The sequence below is a fragment of the Heliorestis convoluta genome (assembly GCF_009649955.1).
Lineage (GTDB): Bacteria > Bacillota > Desulfitobacteriia > Heliobacteriales > Heliobacteriaceae > Heliorestis > Heliorestis convoluta.
In genome coordinates this window covers 331,106-347,297 of sequence record NZ_CP045875.1, presented here as the reverse complement: position 1 = coordinate 347,297, position 16,192 = coordinate 331,106, and the positions used below count along the sequence as shown (strand labels likewise).

Genomic DNA, 16,192 nt, shown 5'->3' with positions numbered 1-16,192 from the left:
TAGTGCGAAATTAGTTGCCTTGTGGTGGGGTCAGTCCTTATTCATTCCTTCCGAACGGACTCATCCCACGCCATGAGCGGCAGCGTAGCTGCCGATGGCTGAGGTCTGAAGTCCTCTCTCCAGGAAGGAATAAGCCCTGACCCAGGTACATGTTGCTGGTTGTGACCGGACGGGCAGGGGGTGTCTTTTAATCAGTGAAAAGGGCGTAGTAGCCGGGGCGATTGATGGTCGCTGAGATAGCGGTGCTATCCATCGAGCTTTCTAATCGGATCCACTGTCTGGTATTGTGGTTGTACCAGTAGAGGTGAGGGCGACTCAAGTTGCTGGGGTTATTGAATAGGTTGTTGTATCGGAGGCTTAAGGTGAAGGGTTGGGGGTAAATCGCAGGGGCGAATCTTTGTTGGTTGTTATTTTCGTAGGTGAGCTTTACTTCGTATATAGGTGTTAGGGGACGACGTTGGCCGTTGGAGATAAGGAGTCGTTCTGCTTCTCTTTCAGAGGCTTGGTTAACTTGAATGGTGCTGTAGCTATGGGTCATGTGGGCAGCGTTAAAGCGTAAAGATTGAGTTGGAACAATTATTTTCCAGTTGTCATTGTCTAAGAGAACGGAAGTGTTATAGCTTTGGGATTGGGGGCTAAAGGAAACGGCTTTGTTCTGGGCGGCACCGAGAAGGCCCTGTCGGAGATCGTAGTACCCATCGGGTCTACCTTGACGAAACATGAGTGTAGCACCTTCTGCAGTGACAAGAACTTCTGTTTCTGCTTGGCCAAAGCCCTCCCAGCCGCGGGTATTGTTGGTAGTGGCGAAGACGACTTCGGAGTATGGACCTGTGCCGGCAGAGGAGATGGCACGAACGCGGAAGGCGTAACGGGTCTGTGATTCGAGTGCGCGGACGAGGCTGTAGAACTGCCCATTTTGCACTTTCGCTGCGGGGACGACTTCATAGAGGCGGTAGTTATGGTGGTTCCCTTCGGAGATTTCTACTTCATAAGCTTGGGCCATGTTAACAGGTGACCAAGTAATGCTTATGGTGTTACGGTCGATGACTCGGGCGAGGATCTCTGGAGGGTCTTCGGGGAGACCGCCGTCTTTATAATAGGTGAATCCTTTTTCTACTCGGTAGAATTCACCATCTTGGTTGGTTACGGTAACGTCGACAGATATTTTGATGTCATCATTGGGAATGACAGGACCTCGTGGGAGGATCACAGAAATCTCAGTGGCACTAAGTTCTTTGACTTCTGCCTGGGCATTGCCGAAGGTAACTTTGGCGTTGGGGGCGAAACCACGGCCTTTCAATTTGACGACGATGGCGCCTTCCTGTGGACCGCTAGCTGGAGTGATAGACTCAATAATCGGTATGTCGGCATAAGTAAAGGCATTGCGTAGCAAGCCGTAGGTTCTACCATCGGGATTGATAACTTTTATATCGACGTTGGCCATTCGATGAGGCGGTGCGATAACCCTGAGCTCCGTGCGACTTACATTGATAACGGAAGCTTCTTCAGAGCCAAAGAAGACGCGCGGTACTTGGCCTTCTGTTACGACGAAGCCGGGTGAGACTGGATGGGTTGCATCACCTTGCAAGGTGAATCTAGCTCCGATGAGAACTTCGATGCCACCTTCTACGGGCGAACGGCGAGGCGTTACTGTGGTTAGGTCTATCTGCCCTGTACTGCGCAAGTAGGTGAAGGATTGCTCGAGAGAACTACTTATGCAGTCACCATTAATAATGTGAAGGTCTACGGTTTGCTCTTGCCGTTGTGAAGAGATCGGATAGGCTGGTACGCGCACAGCCCAGATCCATTCATCGTCTTTTGATGCACCCGCTTGCAGCAACTGAATCGGTTCTTGGCTGTCATCGACGGTTGTATCAAAAGGGTAATTAATCAATGTTGGATTGGTCCGATTGGGGTTCACGGGGATACCACCAAAGGCAAAAGAAGGCCAATTGCGTTTATCACGATAGTCAATTTCCAAATTGGTAACTTTGATATAGACCCTTTCTCCTCCCGTGGAGAAAGCATTGTTCGGGGTGACTTCGATGATCTGAGGCCCTTCTTTTCCGGCATAAAGCTTTACTTTTCTGGGGGCTTCTGCTTTGGCTCCATCGACGTTGATAAGTCTTACTGTGATGTTTTTGCTATCGCTCAAGTGGTCTCTTTCTGCAAAAAGGTCTTGTAAGGAGGGGACTCTGACTTTGATGATTTCTTTTCCAGTGATTGGATCGAAGGCAATTCTTTCGATGGCGCCTACTTCGACTAGAAAGGGATCTTCTGTTACGTCATAAGCACTGTTGCCTGGTAGAACTTCTTCAAAACTTTCTTCTCCAAAACGAATGATCAGCCCAGGTTGAAAGTCTTTGCCTTGCAGATAGATATGGTTTTCTTGTTCGACATCGATACCACAGGGTACGATGGTTTCTATGGTTGGCTTTGATTGTAGGTATGTAAAGGCTTGCGGTAAAATTCCTTCTGAACCACTAGGATTAGAAACACGAAGGTCTACAGTGCCTACTTTTCCTTGTGGCACAATCACCGTTAGTTCCGTTCTAGGCCAAGGTTGGCTGGGGTTCTTGTCGACGATCTGTGCTTTTTGACTGCCAAAGTAGACTTCAGGATACTGATCGCCTATTTTCAAAAAACCTGCTGTAATATTTGTTTCTCCAGGGCGCCGTGGTCTTGCTGTAATGGTAGCTTCCATGATTTTTCCTTGTTGGTACTGATACTGATTGGGTGTAATCTTCTCGAGCCGAATGGTTTCGTACGAGTGGGTGTAGGTAAAGGCTTTTTCTTTTTCACTGTGGGTCAGGTAGAAAGTATTGACAACTTTGATATCGACTTGCCAAGCTTGCTCCCCAATGGCTTGATCGGGCCAGGGATAGGTAGGTACTTTGACCTGCCAGATGGCTTCGCCCAAGTTGTTGTTATCTTTCTCATAGCCTAGGGTCTCTGCAGGGATGCCGCCGAAGTAGAAGATGGGCCAGTAGCTCTTGTCTTCGTAGTATTCTGGTATGACGTTGCCGACACGTATCTTCGTTAAGGCACCTCCTGCGGAGGAAGCACGATTGGGCTCGGCATATTGATTCGGTTGATCTGTTGTAATCTCCAGAATTTCAGGGACAGCACCTTCTTGGAACAGGATGAAGGCTTTTTGACGTTCTGTTGTTTTGCCGTCGCTATTTTTAATGCGCAAGTCTATATAATTGCGGTTTGGGTTGGGGCTGTAAGCTTGTTGAAATTTTTCGAGGTCTTCATGGGTAAATTCGACCCTAAAGACAGCTTGGCTCGGCCGGGTATCGCTGTTAAAGGTTTCAGCAATCACTCGTTCTTGAGGAACCTGCACAATGAGGTTGTTGGTGCTGTCATAAAAGCTTGCTGTCATGCCTTCATAGAGGTCTGATCCGTAGATGTAGATAGCTTCTGTTCGACCTGGTTCTGCGACTTTGATACCCGGTGGGGCTACAGAGGTGATGACGGGTGATGAAGTCATCAGCTTTAGCTGGTGTGAGACGCTGCGGGCATCAGCTTTACGAATGAGCAATAAGGTTGCTTCTGTCGTTCTGTCGATTCTAGATACATCTAAGGGCGGTGCGTAAAATTCGATGACGCCGTGCTCGAAGATGGCGTCGGCCGATGGTGTAATGAGATAGGTCTCATCGATCAGGATGTTTTGTAAGTACAATTCAGGCAGTTGGCGAGGGTTTTCGTTGACGACGAATTGAGCACCTTCAATGCGGATTCGTTGTCCACCGGTGGAGCGAAGTTGCGCTTCTGTGCTTGCTTTTCCGTCAATGAGTACGCCGGTGATCTGTGGGTCACCGGTGTCTTGCCCTGCTTTTACTTTATAAGGTTCTTTGTAGGTGAGGACATCTTTGGTTATTGGGTTGGCGACGGTGATCTTGTATTCTCCTCTTGGTAAGGGAGGTGTTTTGAAAGAAAGTATGGTTCCGTTTTCTGACACTGTAATGTTCGTGGCGGGCAAGCCTCCGATGTAAACTTCTGGGAGTTGCCCTTCTGCACGAAATCCTTTGCCTTCTATGGATAGAGGCATGGAGAAACCTTCTGGTCCCGTAAGGGGGACGATTTTTTCCAGTTGAAGGCGTTCGTCGCTTCTGAATAGGGAGACGGCTTTTTCTTGGTACGCTGTTTCATCGTTGAAGATGAGAAAAAGAGTCATGTCTGTTCGCAATTGACGTTCGATCTCTCGATCAGGCATGTCAAAGTTGATATTCGGCATTGTGAAGGCGATGTAGTCTTTTGTGATTCCCTCTTTGGTAAGTCGGTAAACTTGTGGTTTTTCTTCGCTTGTTAGGTTGTTTTCCCCGTTCGGTGGCCAGACTTGCTTGTTGTTTAGCCATATTTCTTGCAAAGTACGGGTGCCTGTTCCTCTTTCACCTTGCCTTACTTCTGGGGAGAGAAAGTTTTCACCCTGAATGAAGATGGTTGGTTTATGGTCAGAGTTGTAGGAACTGTAAGCGGGGAGTATTTTTTCTATGGTGGGTTGAGTAAGCCTTTGTTCGACAAAGGTTAGGTTTGCTTTTGTATTGTCGTAGTAGGCTCTTCCATCGGCAAAGATCAAGGTGAGTGGCTTGGTTCGAGGATACCGTTGTCCGTTGCTGTTATATTCATCGTCTCGATAGGTTTGCTGAGTTGTTGTAAATTGAAGCATTGTGTCGTCATGCTGATTGATAAAGAGTTGCTCAGCGGGGTAAAACCCCATAAATAGGTTGGTAACTTGGTTGAGGTTTCTGCCCTGGGTAATGCTGGCCATGCGCCCCCGTAGGTCTGGCATTGCTGTTGGCGTGATTTGAAAATCAGGCAACTCGATCCTGCCTAAAGTGCTTTCGATCTTGAGGGCCTTGGGAATGATGACTCTTTGATTGTCCAGGTTCTCAATCGCTATGTTCACCCAGCCATCTTGAGGGAAGCTTGCTTGTGCAGTTGTAAGATCGGGCAAACGAAAATGAATTTTCTGGTTTACCAGTGATTCTTCTTGTAGTGGATCATTCGGGTGCTCTAGAAAGACTTCTGTAGAAGGAACCCAGATATCTTCGCCTGCTTGCTCCCAGTGAATTAATACTTGGGGATGATACAGTTTTGGAGTCTGATTTTCTTCATGCCAGAATTGGAAAAAGTTAGATGCACCTGTAAGGGTGATAATGTGACCACCGTATTGATTGAGGGCTTTGTCGGGTACCTTGTAGGGTGTGATGACAGTACTTTTTAGTTTATTCAGGTAGTCTACGCCGATGGAAATCGGTTGACCTGGTTGGTGTAAGGCTGGAAAATGAGGGGCACTTACAAAGCGGAAACCGCCAATAACGTTGAATTGGTCTATCCCTTTGCTATTTGTGCTTTTTTCCACTTTGAATTTCTCGACTTTTTGGATGGAAACCTCACCTGCGCCTGTAATCACGACCACATTCCAGTCGCTAGGCGCTTTTTGAAAGTTTCCTTGATCGGTTGTGAAAGTTGCTCTTAGAATGGTTTCTCCACTTTCATCGCCTGCTTGGAAGGCTAGGACAGATGGTTCTAAGACTTCCAAGGTATTGTTTATGGTTCTTTCGAGACGCAGGGTGCTGTTAGGTCCTATGTTTCTTGCTTTTACTTCTAAAGCAAATTGATTGACCTTTCGTGAAACTGTGCGTGGGCTTACATCAATAATTTCGGGTTCATTGTAAGCGCTGAAAACTTTGACTTTTCGATCTACAGGGCTTCTACCCCAGGGTGAGCTTATGATGATTGTCTCTAGTTCATTGGTAATGGGCAAGTATCCTGGTGTTTCTACTTGTATGTGAGAATTTTGTACGTCCAGAATGGTGAGCTTGGTTGTACCGATGGTGATTTGTACTTGGTCTTTCACTGTATCCCAGTTTTGGACCAGATCGCGGAAGACCTGGTTGGCTCCGGTAAAGCCGGGAATGTCTTTAGCCTCGATTTTGAATCTTTGCCTTTTTCCTGATTCTAGCCAATAAAAGGGGGTTTCGTCCTGTACGTCTTCGACGAGGCCTGCTGTAGAGTCTGGTATGATCTCTAAGGTGTTGCGATAGCGGTGATAGGGGTCGGCCCAAAGGGTAATGGGAAAAGGATCTGTCAGAGCACCGTCATCACGAAGTAGGGTCGCATCGACAACTTCATAGCTTGTAGCTAAGTTGGAGTTGGCGGGAATGGCAAAGTGAATCTTACCTTTGTCATCAGGTTTCTTAATTGGACCGAAAGGTCTTCCTTTGATCAGAAGTTTTATAGTATCCCAGTTGTCTTGGTTGTTATATAAGTCTTCTCCACTTACAATAACTTCGATTTGTGCGCCTGTTTGGACGGAAATCTGGTTGCCTATGGCTAGATCAGATAAGGGCTTTGCAGTTATTTCAGTAATTTGAGGCACTTGCCCTTCGGGGTTGTATATGTAAAAGTCACCCGGTATTGTTATTACTTCTTCGATTTCTGTACTTTGAAAGGTCATCGTTCTTTTGAGATGAATGTTCATAATGTTGTCGGAGCTCTGGGGCAAGGCGGGGCTTAAGAGAGAGATTTTATAGATTCCGTTGCCATCTCGCCAGTAATAGGCTTGATTGGGGTTGTTTTGCAAAGCGCTGTCAATATCTGCATGGGATATTTCTTGCGAGAGGCTGTACTGATGTAGTTCCTGATCTTTTGCTGTAATAATCACGTTTCTGATAGGATCTTGCCCCGAATTTCTTATAAAAGCGTCTGCTGTAATATCGATTCTTTGGCGTTCATTGGGTCTGGCATAAGAGGGAGAAAAGTAGGTATTAGGGACGTTGGTATATCGGTAGTGAAAAATCTGGGGGATGGTTATAGTTTGCCCTAAGACGAGGTCTAGTTTTTCATTTTCACCGATGGCTGTGTCGATCCCGACGGTGCCTCGGATTTTGAATTCATTGCCTCCTATATTTTCTCTGCTTGTATTATAGAGAGGGTAGCTGTGAGTCCCCCTGACTAAACGCATCTCATTCAGGTTGATATCCCCTAGGTTGGTACCAACAAAATCAACCGTTATAGGATTTCCTCTAGGCTGAGCCTTATAAAAGATGGCTTTTATCGTAATGTCTTGAGAAAAGGCAGAAATGGGAAAGAGGCTTGCTGAAAAAAAGAAAATGAGTAGGATTGTTGTTAGTCTTTTGGTTTGAGTGATTTTGCTCATATTGGCACCTCTTTTTTGTGATCGATCTTGGGGGAAAGAAAGACCCTTTTTCTTAAGAAGGAGAAAAAGGGTCTTTCAGTGAAGACGAAGCTCATCTTCATCCGTTACTTATGAAATTTTTGTCAGCCTTGGAACCATGTGATGGGATCAAGATTTTTACGATGTCTTTATAGGACTTTGATCAACCTCCTCGGATGTTTGGTCTATAGCCTTACTTGTCGCTTTTTTGAGTATATAATGCTGTTAGATCGTCACAGCAAGACCCTTTTTGCTTTCTTGGGGGAGACTATGGTTTTTGTGATAGGGCTTCATGTTTGTGTTTTTTTACGCAAGAGAATGATGAGAAAATGCTATAGAGGGACTAAAGATCTGCTATAGTTGTTATCGATAAAAGAGTGTCTTCTCTTTAGATTTTTCATGTAGTATTTTTTGGAAAGAATATTTGCTGGGGCCTTTCGTTTGGTACGAAAATAGCTACCCTGTGGTGGGGTCAGGCGTTATGACTTCCTTCCGAACGGACTCATCCCACGCCATGAGCGGCAGCAAGCTGCCGATGGCTGAGGTCTGAAGTCCTCTCTCCAGGAAGTCATAACGCCTGACCCAGATACATCTTCTTGGTTGTGACTGAGTTTTGGCCCATTGCATTGCAAATACAATAGGTAGTTGCGTATAGAAGAAAGTTACGCAAAGCAATGCCAACGGGAGTAACAATCAGCAAAAACCCTCTGGGCCAGGGCATCACGCTTTCCGGAGCGGGACTTGGGACCTCAGCTGTCGCCAGCTTGCTGGCGGTAACAGCGTGGGACCAGTCCAGAGCGGAGGAAAGCGTGATGACCTGGCCCCTCTACGAGGTTACTCTATCGTAAGTAAGCCTGTGTGTCACAGGGACGTTTTTGCTTGGCAACTATTTTCATCAAATGGTTGTGCCCGAGCGGGCATGATTGGTTAAGAAGGGTATTAAAAGAATGATGACGAAGAATAGAGAAAAGATAAAAAATATTATGGAGAAAACTAGGAGCTAAATCAATGTATCGAAATTTAGAAGAAACCATCATAGATCTAGAAAAAGAAGGTCACTTAATTCGTATTCGTGAAGAAGTAGATCCCTATCTTGAAATGGCCGCCATTCACCTGAAAGTCTACGAAGCGGGCGGACCAGCTTTGTTATTTGAAAAGGTTAAAGGTTCCAAATACCGGGCCCTTTCCAATCTTTTTGGTACAGTAGAGAGAAGTAAATATATTTTCCGAAAAACATGGGAAACAACACAAAGCGTCATTGCTCTGCGCAATGATCCTTTCAAAGCGCTGAAAAACCCTTTTGCACAGATTCGTACAGGTTTGGCCGCTTCTAAAGCGTTGCCCTTAAAAAAGTCGGCTTTGCCTGCTTCCTTCCAAGAAATTTCCATTTCGGATCTACCGTTGATCCACCATTGGCCCAAGGACGGAGGCGCTTTTATTACGTTACCGCAAGTCTACAGTGAAGATCCTGAGAAACCAGGCATTATGAACGCCAATTTGGGTATGTACCGAGTGCAACTCGATGGCAATGACTATAAACTGAATCAAGAAATCGGCATGCATTATCAGATTCATCGCGGGATTGGTGTTCATCAAGAAAAAGCAAGAAGAAAAGGAGAGCCCTTGAAAGTCAGCATATTTATTGGTGGCCCTCCGGCTCATACCTTGTCGGCCGTCATGCCTTTGCCGGAAGGCTTAAGTGAAATGACCTTTGCTGGCATGCTAGCCGGTCGTCGTTTTCGCTATAGCTATGTCGATGGCTATTGTATTAGTCATGATGCTGATTTTGTAATAACTGGTGAAATTCACCCAGGGGAAACAAAGCCTGAAGGGCCTTTTGGCGATCATTTAGGCTACTACAGTCTTACCCATCCTTTTCCACTCATGAGAGTCCACAAAGTCTATGCGAAAAATAATGCTATCTGGCCTTTTACTGTTGTCGGTCGTCCACCGCAGGAAGATACTTCATTCGGTGCTTTGATTCATGAACTAACAGGCGATGCCATCCAGCAAGAAATTCCAGGTGTCAAAGAAGTTCATGCTGTTGACGCCGCTGGCGTCCATCCTTTGCTTTTTGCCATTGGCAGTGAGCGCTATACGCCTTATCAAGAAGTAAAGGAACCAGCAGAGCTTCTCACCATTGCCAACCGGATTTTAGGGACAGGTCAACTGAGCTTGGCCAAGTATTTATTTATAACGGCAGAAGACCAGATACCTTTAGATACCCATAAGGAAGTTGATTTTTTAACTTATATATTAGAGAGAATAGATCTGCAGAGAGACATTCACTTTCAAACGAATACGACCATTGATACTTTAGACTACACAGGTACAGGTCTAAACAGAGGTAGCAAGGTTATCTTTGCAGCGTACGGCGATAAGAAGCGTGACTTATGTAAAGAAGTGCCTAAAGAGCTTAGGGAGTTAGAAAAAGTAAAAGAAAAAAGTGACTTTTCCAATCCACGCTGGGTCATGCCCGGTGTGGTTGCTTTAGAAGGACCTGCCTTCACAACCTATGAAAAGGCTGATATAGAAATCAAAGAACTAACAACAGCGATTCAAAAGAAAGGTTCCCTCTCTTCTTGCCCCATGATCGTAGTGTGTGATGATAGCAACTATATCAGCGACTCTATCTCAAATTTCCTCTGGGTGACCTTTACGCGTAGCAATCCTTCTCATGATATTTATGGCGTCAATAGCTTCTATAAATACAAACACTGGGGCTGTGACAATGTCATTCTTGATGTACGCACCAAACCACATCATGCACCGCCTTTAGTACCCGATTCGGCTGTAGAGAAAAAAGTAGAACGATTTTTTGAAAAGGGTGCAAGTTTGGCTGGCTTGAAATAGGCAATTCAAATCAGGCAACAAAGAACCTCAACCGTTGCAGGTACCATACTGCGAAGGTTGAGGTTCTTTTCTGCTTGGTGAAAAATTCGATAAAAGGATCTCTAGGGACCTTCCTTCCTTCCATGGAATAAGATGGAACAGAACAGGAAGGGAGGTTTCACTTTGCTTATCTATATGGTTCAACAAGGCGACAGTCTCGGGAAAATCGCAGCTCGTTATGGTATCACTGCATACCAAATCATAGAGCAGAACCAGTTAAAAAATCCAGATCTACTCTATGTAGGCCAACGCCTTCAAATTCCCTCGCGCCGTCCTGCCGCTGTTCCTCCACAGCATCAACCGCCAAGGCCACAGCCAGCTGAGGCACCACCACCAGCACCACAGCCCCTTACATCGACACCTTTAGCACCAACGCTGTCATCAAAAAAAGATTGTTGTAAATAATTTTGATATTTTATTCACACTCTATTTGACAGAGCACCCTTTACTTAGGTATGCTAGTGTCCGATGAAAGATTGTCGGGAGGGAAAGGGTTGCGTCACCTATGGCTGACTTTATTCAATATACTACCGAATAAATGGCTTTCCCGGCAGGCTGGCCACTGGGCTTCTGCTTCATGGAGCCGCTCTTTTATACCTTTGTTTATTCGCCGATTTAATGTCGATTTAGAAGAAGCGGAAAAACCTTGGCAAGACTATAATTCTTTGGCTGATTTTTTTGCAAGAAAGCTAAAACCGGGATTGCGACCTGTCTGTGATGATGAGACGATGATTGTCAGTCCTGTTGATGGCGTTATTTCTCAAATCGGTAGAATCAAAGAAGGAAAGCTTATTCAGGCCAAAGGCATCGATTACTCCTTAGAGCAATTGTTAGGCGATCCTCAAAAGGTTCGTCAATTTATGGGAGGCCATTTTGTTACGATTTATCTAAGTCCCCGTGATTACCATCGAATTCACTGTCCCTATACTGGAGAAGTTCAAGGCTATGCCTACTGGCCGGGAAAGCTCTATCCCGTTAACCAAAAAGGTGTGCAAAATGTCCCCGGTCTTTTTGCTAGAAATGAACGGCTGATCACCTATATGAACACAGCCATTGGTGCAATGGCTGTCATCAAAGTAGGCGCTGTTATTGTTGGTGGCATCAAGGTTGGCTATGCCCCCATTACGTCCAACCAAGGTGCGAAAGCTCAAGCAGTAGAAATGACAGAAAGCCCAACTTTACAAAAAGGTGATGAACTAGGTTACTTTCAGTTTGGATCGACCGTAATCTTACTATTTGAGCCTCATCGGGTTGAATGGTTACAAAGCCTATGTTCAGGGACTTCCGTCAGAATGGGAGAAAAAATTGCAAAAATTAGGTCATAAAAACAAGTTTCTGCAAAAAACAAAAATGGGTCAAATCCTTTCAATGTAAATAATCATATTGAAAAATAACTTGTTACGTTACAAAAGGCCTTCTTCGAGAAGGTCTTTTTAATTTAATAATACAAAAAACCCTGCCTCCATAGAAGGCAAGGCAGGGAAGGGGGATTACTTACAAAAGAGATGCTTTCCAATGCGCTTAATCTGCGGTCTACTCCAGATCCAAGCACTGGTAGCAGTATCGGGATTAAAATAGTAGAGAGCTCCATTGCTAGGATCCCAGCCAGCAAGAGCATCACGGGCTGCATTCAAAGATGTAGGATTAATGTTAAGCCAGATCTGTCCGTCATCAACAGCTGTAAAAGCACGAGGCTGAAAGATTACACCAGATATTGTATTGGGGAAAGAAGGATGGCGTAGTCGATTCAGTATAACGCCTCCAACAGCCACTTGTCCCGTATAAGGTTCCCCGCGAGCTTCACCTGTGATGGCACGGGCCATCATCCAAACATCATAATCGCGAGGATAACCCCAACCCAGTGCCTGCGCTTCTGCTACTTCGGCACCATAGCGTGCCATGAATTGTTCAAAGTTCATAGGGAGCTCGGGTCCTCCCACGGGCCAAGGAAAGATAAGCATGGTTATAATAATCAGAGCAATGCCCAGCTTTGCTTTGCTTCGATTGTTAAACATGAAGCACCCCCTTTCGCTAGAACCTTTTGTCTTGTTGTAGGACAAAGATTTGTTCCATGCTAGACCTAGTATGAGCGAAAAAAGGTAGAGCCATTCAAAAAAGCCTTTCTAAAAATACTATAGGTAAAACGAGTTTATCCTAATAATAACAATAACCATCCGTTGACATAGCACTTCCACTACGCCTACAATGATGTTGACAATAGAACACAGAAGCTTCTAAAAAAACAGCATGATTCTGCTGCGAAAATCCAAAAAAACCTCTATTAGGTACCATAATCACAAAAAGTAGCGCTAGTGACTTTTTCATATCAATGAACTGTAGTAGGTTAAAGGGGCTTAAAGGGACTTTTTGCAGGGGAATCGTACCACGAATTGTCGAATTATTGAAAAAAATTCGCTGCTGCAGCAACACTACTATTGAACAGTGCTAGAGCCATTACGATTTGTCAGAAGCATAACGAATGAGGTGGTTATGAGTGTCCATGAACGCAGTAACAGAACAGTCTGAACCAGTATATGTGAAGCTCGCCTGGTGCAAAGGTTGTGGAATCTGTTATTCACTCTGTCCGACCAAGGTACTTTCCGGCAATGATTTGGGCAAGTGTGTTGTCACAGCACCCGAGAAGTGTACTCGTTGTAGAATCTGTGAAAATCACTGTCCCGATTATGCCATATCTGTGATGGGGGTATCGAAATCATGACAGTAACAAATATAAATGCAAAGCTCATGCAAGGGAACCAAGCCTGTGCAGAAGGCGCTATTTACGCTGGTATTAACTTTTATGCTGGTTATCCAATTACACCTTCTACAGAAATTGCCGAAGTTCTATCAGAGCGATTGCCCCAAGTAGGCGGTAAATTTATTCAGATGGAAGACGAGATTGCCAGTATGGCAGCTGTTATCGGCGCGTCGCTAACTGGTGCGAAGACGATGACAGCTACGTCCGGTCCTGGCTTTTCATTAAAGCAAGAAAACTTAGGCTACGGTATGGTAGCTGAGACGCCCTGTGTAGTTGTGAATGTACAACGTCTTGGCCCTTCCACAGGTGGTCCTACAGCCCCTGCTCAAGGTGATATGATGCAAGCTCGTTGGGGCACTCATGGAGATCATCCCGTAATTGCACTATGTCCTTCTTCCGTACAAGAGTGCTTTAACCTCACAGTCAAAGCCTTTAACCTAGCAGAAGCATACAGAACACCAGTTCTTCTCATGATGGATGAAGTCATCGGACATATGAGAGAGCGTGTTGTTATACCTGAACCAGGTGATTTAGAAGTGGTTGATCGCACAAAGCCAGAGCCTGGAACGCAAGATTATCTCCCTTATCAGCCTGTTGATAGCACACTGGTACCACCGATGGCTTCTTTCGGTGACGGTTACCGTTACCATGTGACGGGACTGCTCCATGATGAGACTGGCTTTCCTAGCAACAATGCCGATGTAATGGGTGCCCTCGTAGAAAGACTTCACCAGAAAATCGAAAGAGGCCTCGAAAAAATCATCATGGTTGAAGAAGTGAATACAGAAGACGCCGATGTCGTCATTGTTGCCTACGGTGCTGTTGCACGCTCTGCTCAAAAAGCGATGAAATTGGCTCGTGAGCAAGGCCAAAAAGTTGGTATGTTGCGCTTAATCACAGTTTGGCCTTTCCCTGAAGAGGCAGTCATCAAGGTAGCAGAAAAAGCCAAAGCACTTATTGTGCCTGAAATGAACAGAGGTCAGATCAAAGAAGTCGTTCAAGCGGCTGTCGCCGGAAAAGCTGAAGTCCATGGGATTGGAAATAGCAATGGTGATATTGTAACGCCCTGGCAAATGCTTGATAAGATTGGGGAGGTGCTCTAATGTTACCACAACTAGAAAAATATTTTCGCACCGAGAGGCTGCCCCATATCTGGTGTCCTGGTTGTGCCAACGGCATCATTGTCAAGTCTTTGGTGGAAGCCATTGATAAAGCTGGACTGGATCAAGATAAAACAGTTATCGTTTCAGGCATTGGTTGTTCGTCACGGGCGCCAGGTTATCTGAACTTTAACACACTCCACACAGTCCATGGTCGAGCCATTGCGTTTGCAACGGGTGTAAAGGTCGCCAATCCAGAACTGAATGTAATCGTCGTTACAGGCGATGGTGATGGAACTTCCATTGGTGGAAATCATCTTATCCATGGTGCTCGTCGTAATCTCGATCTAACTGTAGTTTTGTTTAACAACAACATTTATGGTATGACCGGTGGTCAGTACTCTCCCATGAGCCCTCATGGAGCCAAAGCAACTACGTCCCCTTACGGCAATGTGGAGCGGCCCTTTGATATCTGTAACCTCGTTACAGCGTCAGGCGCTAGTTATGTTGCCCGAGGAAATAGTTATAACACAGGCCAGCTGACGAACTTAATCTACAAAGGCTTACAAAATAAAGGTTTCTCCTTTGTTGAAGCCTTATCCACTTGCCCTGTTTATTTTGGACGGAAGAACAAGATGGGCAAAGCACCGGATATGTTAAAATGGCAGAAAGATGTTTGCATTACGAAAGAAGCAGCATCAAGAATGACAGCCGAAGAGAGAGCAGAAAAGATTATTACTGGTGTTCTGCATCATGAAGAAATGCCTGAATACACGGAGCTTTATCAGAAAGTAATTGATAAGTGCCAGGGAGGTCGAGCATAAATGGGAGATAATTGGGAAATTCGTCTTGGTGGAACAGGCGGTCAAGGCTTGATCACAGGCGGTATTATCCTAGCGGAAGCAGCGATTCTAGATGGGAAAGTCGCTGTGCAGTCTCAAAGCTATGGACCTGAATCTCGAGGTGGCTCTTCGAAAGCGGAAGTAATTATCTCCAACGAGGAGATTGACTATATGAAAGTAAAAGATGCCGATCTTTTACTCGTAATGAGCCCTGAAGCAGCAGAAAAGTATAAAGATGAAGTCAAAGATAATGCAATTATTATCGTTGATAGCACCTATGTGAAAGAGTTTTCTGCTTCAAAAGGTAAAGTGTACGAAGTAAAGATTAGCCATCTAGCTCGTCATGAAGCAGGGAGAGAACTGGTGGCCAACATAGTGGCTCTTGCTGTAATTGTCGGCATTACTAAAGTCGTATCTCGTGATGCTTTAGAGCAAGCAGTCTTAGCTCGTATTCCAAAAGGAACAGAAGAATTGAACAAAAAAGCTTTGGCTGTTGGTTTCAAAGCGATTGAAGAAGTTCTTAATGCTGCTTAATCAACAGTGTAGCTAGAATAGCTAGAAAAAATCCCCTCTCTGAATTACAGAAGGAGGGGATTTTCTATTTTTGTTTTTTAGTAACCCCTTTTGTAACCTTTTGTGAGAATATTTTGTAATGAGAAAGCTATGCGCCTACATAGAGATTGCCATAAGGGCGCTTGTTAAAGGGAATCAGCTTGGTAAAAGGCTCTGATAAAATGGCTTCTTTGTCTTCGTTGAAATGCTCAGCAAAGCGGCCTACATAGAGCGACAGGCGATGGTAATCTTCTTCGGTCATAGGAACGGATTTAACTTCTTTGCCTAACTTATATTCTTCAACGGAACCACGAATGTACATCACACCACCGTGCATGCCCGTACCGCAATAGTCCCCTACAATCGGATTTTCTTCGCGCCCTCGTAGGCCCAGAAGAATTAAAATCCCGCCGGCCATGTATTCGCCGAAGAAAGAACCTGCTTTGCCGCCAATGACTACGACAGGCACTTTTTCTTGGAATTCTTTCATATGAATGGCGATGCGGTAGCCTACGGAACCTTTAACAAATACTTCACCACCGCGCATGGCATAGCCTAAAGCATCGCCAGCATCACCATGAATCACAATGGTGCCATCATTCATGGTATTCGCTACGCCGTCCTGGGCATTGCCATAGACTTGTAAGGTCAGGCCATTCATGTATGCGGCTAAGTCATTGCCAGGCGTACCTTGAATGGTGATAGAAGCGCTATGAGATAGACCCGCTCCGATATAGCGTTGACCGTTAATGTTCTGAAGCTCTATATGGGTAATATCGTTCTTAAGAAAGTCTTTAATGGCTTCGTTCAGTTGACGATAGTATATTCCTTTTCCATTGATGGTCCTACTTTGATTCATGGC

Annotated in this window: 9 protein-coding genes and 1 pseudogene; 7 read left to right on the top strand and 3 right to left on the bottom strand. The window is 45.2% G+C overall.

Features of this window, described 5'->3' with window-relative positions; genetic code table 11:
- Nucleotides 1–187: 187 nt before the first annotated feature.
- Nucleotides 188–7,168 carry an IPT/TIG domain-containing protein gene (locus tag FTV88_RS01510; protein WP_153724074.1) on the bottom strand — a complete coding sequence of 2,327 codons (6,981 nt, stop codon included), beginning with the start codon at nt 7,166–7,168 and terminating at the stop codon, nt 188–190.
- 1,026 nt (nt 7,169–8,194) lie between these two features.
- Between FTV88_RS01510 and FTV88_RS01505 the strand changes: the two genes are divergently transcribed.
- From FTV88_RS01505 to asd, 3 genes are all read left to right on the top strand, one after another.
- Nucleotides 8,195–10,039: a UbiD family decarboxylase gene (locus FTV88_RS01505; RefSeq protein ID WP_153724073.1), complete on the top strand. Its 1,845-nt coding sequence runs from the start codon at nt 8,195–8,197 to the stop codon at nt 10,037–10,039.
- Nucleotides 10,040–10,201: 162 nt separating this feature from the next.
- Nucleotides 10,202–10,483: a LysM peptidoglycan-binding domain-containing protein gene (locus tag FTV88_RS01500; protein WP_207707897.1), complete on the top strand. Its 282-nt coding sequence runs from the start codon at nt 10,202–10,204 to the stop codon at nt 10,481–10,483.
- 89 nt (nt 10,484–10,572) lie between these two features.
- The gene (gene asd / locus FTV88_RS01495; RefSeq protein WP_207707896.1) at nt 10,573–11,403 is read left to right on the top strand and encodes an archaetidylserine decarboxylase; all 831 of its coding nucleotides are present in this window, start codon (nt 10,573–10,575) and stop codon (nt 11,401–11,403) included.
- A 165-nt stretch (nt 11,404–11,568) separates the two neighbouring features.
- On the opposite strand, the pseudogene FTV88_RS01490 reads toward asd, so the two are convergent.
- Nucleotides 11,569–11,913: pseudogene (locus tag FTV88_RS01490) on the bottom strand (cell wall hydrolase); the annotation flags it as partial.
- A 665-nt stretch (nt 11,914–12,578) separates the two neighbouring features.
- On the opposite strand from FTV88_RS01490, the gene FTV88_RS01485 reads away from it, so the two are divergent.
- Genes FTV88_RS01485 through FTV88_RS01470 form a run of 4 tightly spaced genes read left to right on the top strand, consistent with a single transcriptional unit; the run spans nt 12,579 to nt 15,312 of the window.
- Nucleotides 12,579–12,797, top strand: a complete 219-nt coding sequence (locus tag FTV88_RS01485; RefSeq protein ID WP_153726453.1) for a 4Fe-4S binding protein — start codon at nt 12,579–12,581, stop codon at nt 12,795–12,797.
- Entirely contained in the window at nt 12,794–13,939 is a 1,146-nt protein-coding gene (locus FTV88_RS01480; RefSeq protein WP_153724069.1) for a 2-oxoacid:acceptor oxidoreductase subunit alpha, read from the top strand. The genes FTV88_RS01485 and FTV88_RS01480 overlap by 4 nt, the downstream gene beginning before the upstream one ends.
- Nucleotides 13,939–14,760: a 2-oxoacid:ferredoxin oxidoreductase subunit beta gene (locus FTV88_RS01475; protein WP_153724068.1), complete on the top strand. Its 822-nt coding sequence runs from the start codon at nt 13,939–13,941 to the stop codon at nt 14,758–14,760. Before FTV88_RS01480 ends, FTV88_RS01475 begins: the two co-directional genes overlap by 1 nt.
- Nucleotides 14,761–15,312, top strand: coding sequence for a 2-oxoacid:acceptor oxidoreductase family protein (locus FTV88_RS01470; protein ID WP_153724067.1), 552 nt, complete (start codon nt 14,761–14,763; stop codon nt 15,310–15,312).
- 127 nt (nt 15,313–15,439) lie between these two features.
- Here FTV88_RS01470 and FTV88_RS01465 read toward each other — a convergent pair whose 3' ends face one another.
- Nucleotides 15,440–16,189 carry a GltB/FmdC/FwdC-like GXGXG domain-containing protein gene (locus tag FTV88_RS01465; RefSeq protein WP_153724066.1) on the bottom strand — a complete coding sequence of 250 codons (750 nt, stop codon included), beginning with the start codon at nt 16,187–16,189 and terminating at the stop codon, nt 15,440–15,442.
- Nucleotides 16,190–16,192 lie beyond the last annotated feature (3 nt).

Coding starts and splice junctions, on each gene's coding strand:
- FTV88_RS01510 (WP_153724074.1), bottom strand. CDS start 7,168: ATGAGCAAAATCACTCAAACCAAAAGACTAACAACAATCCTACTCATT.
- FTV88_RS01505 (WP_153724073.1), top strand. CDS start 8,195: ATGTATCGAAATTTAGAAGAAACCATCATAGATCTAGAAAAAGAAGGT.
- FTV88_RS01485 (WP_153726453.1), top strand. CDS start 12,579: ATGAACGCAGTAACAGAACAGTCTGAACCAGTATATGTGAAGCTCGCC.
- FTV88_RS01480 (WP_153724069.1), top strand. CDS start 12,794: ATGACAGTAACAAATATAAATGCAAAGCTCATGCAAGGGAACCAAGCC.
- FTV88_RS01475 (WP_153724068.1), top strand. CDS start 13,939: ATGTTACCACAACTAGAAAAATATTTTCGCACCGAGAGGCTGCCCCAT.
- FTV88_RS01470 (WP_153724067.1), top strand. CDS start 14,761: ATGGGAGATAATTGGGAAATTCGTCTTGGTGGAACAGGCGGTCAAGGC.
- FTV88_RS01465 (WP_153724066.1), bottom strand. CDS start 16,189: ATGAATCAAAGTAGGACCATCAATGGAAAAGGAATATACTATCGTCAA.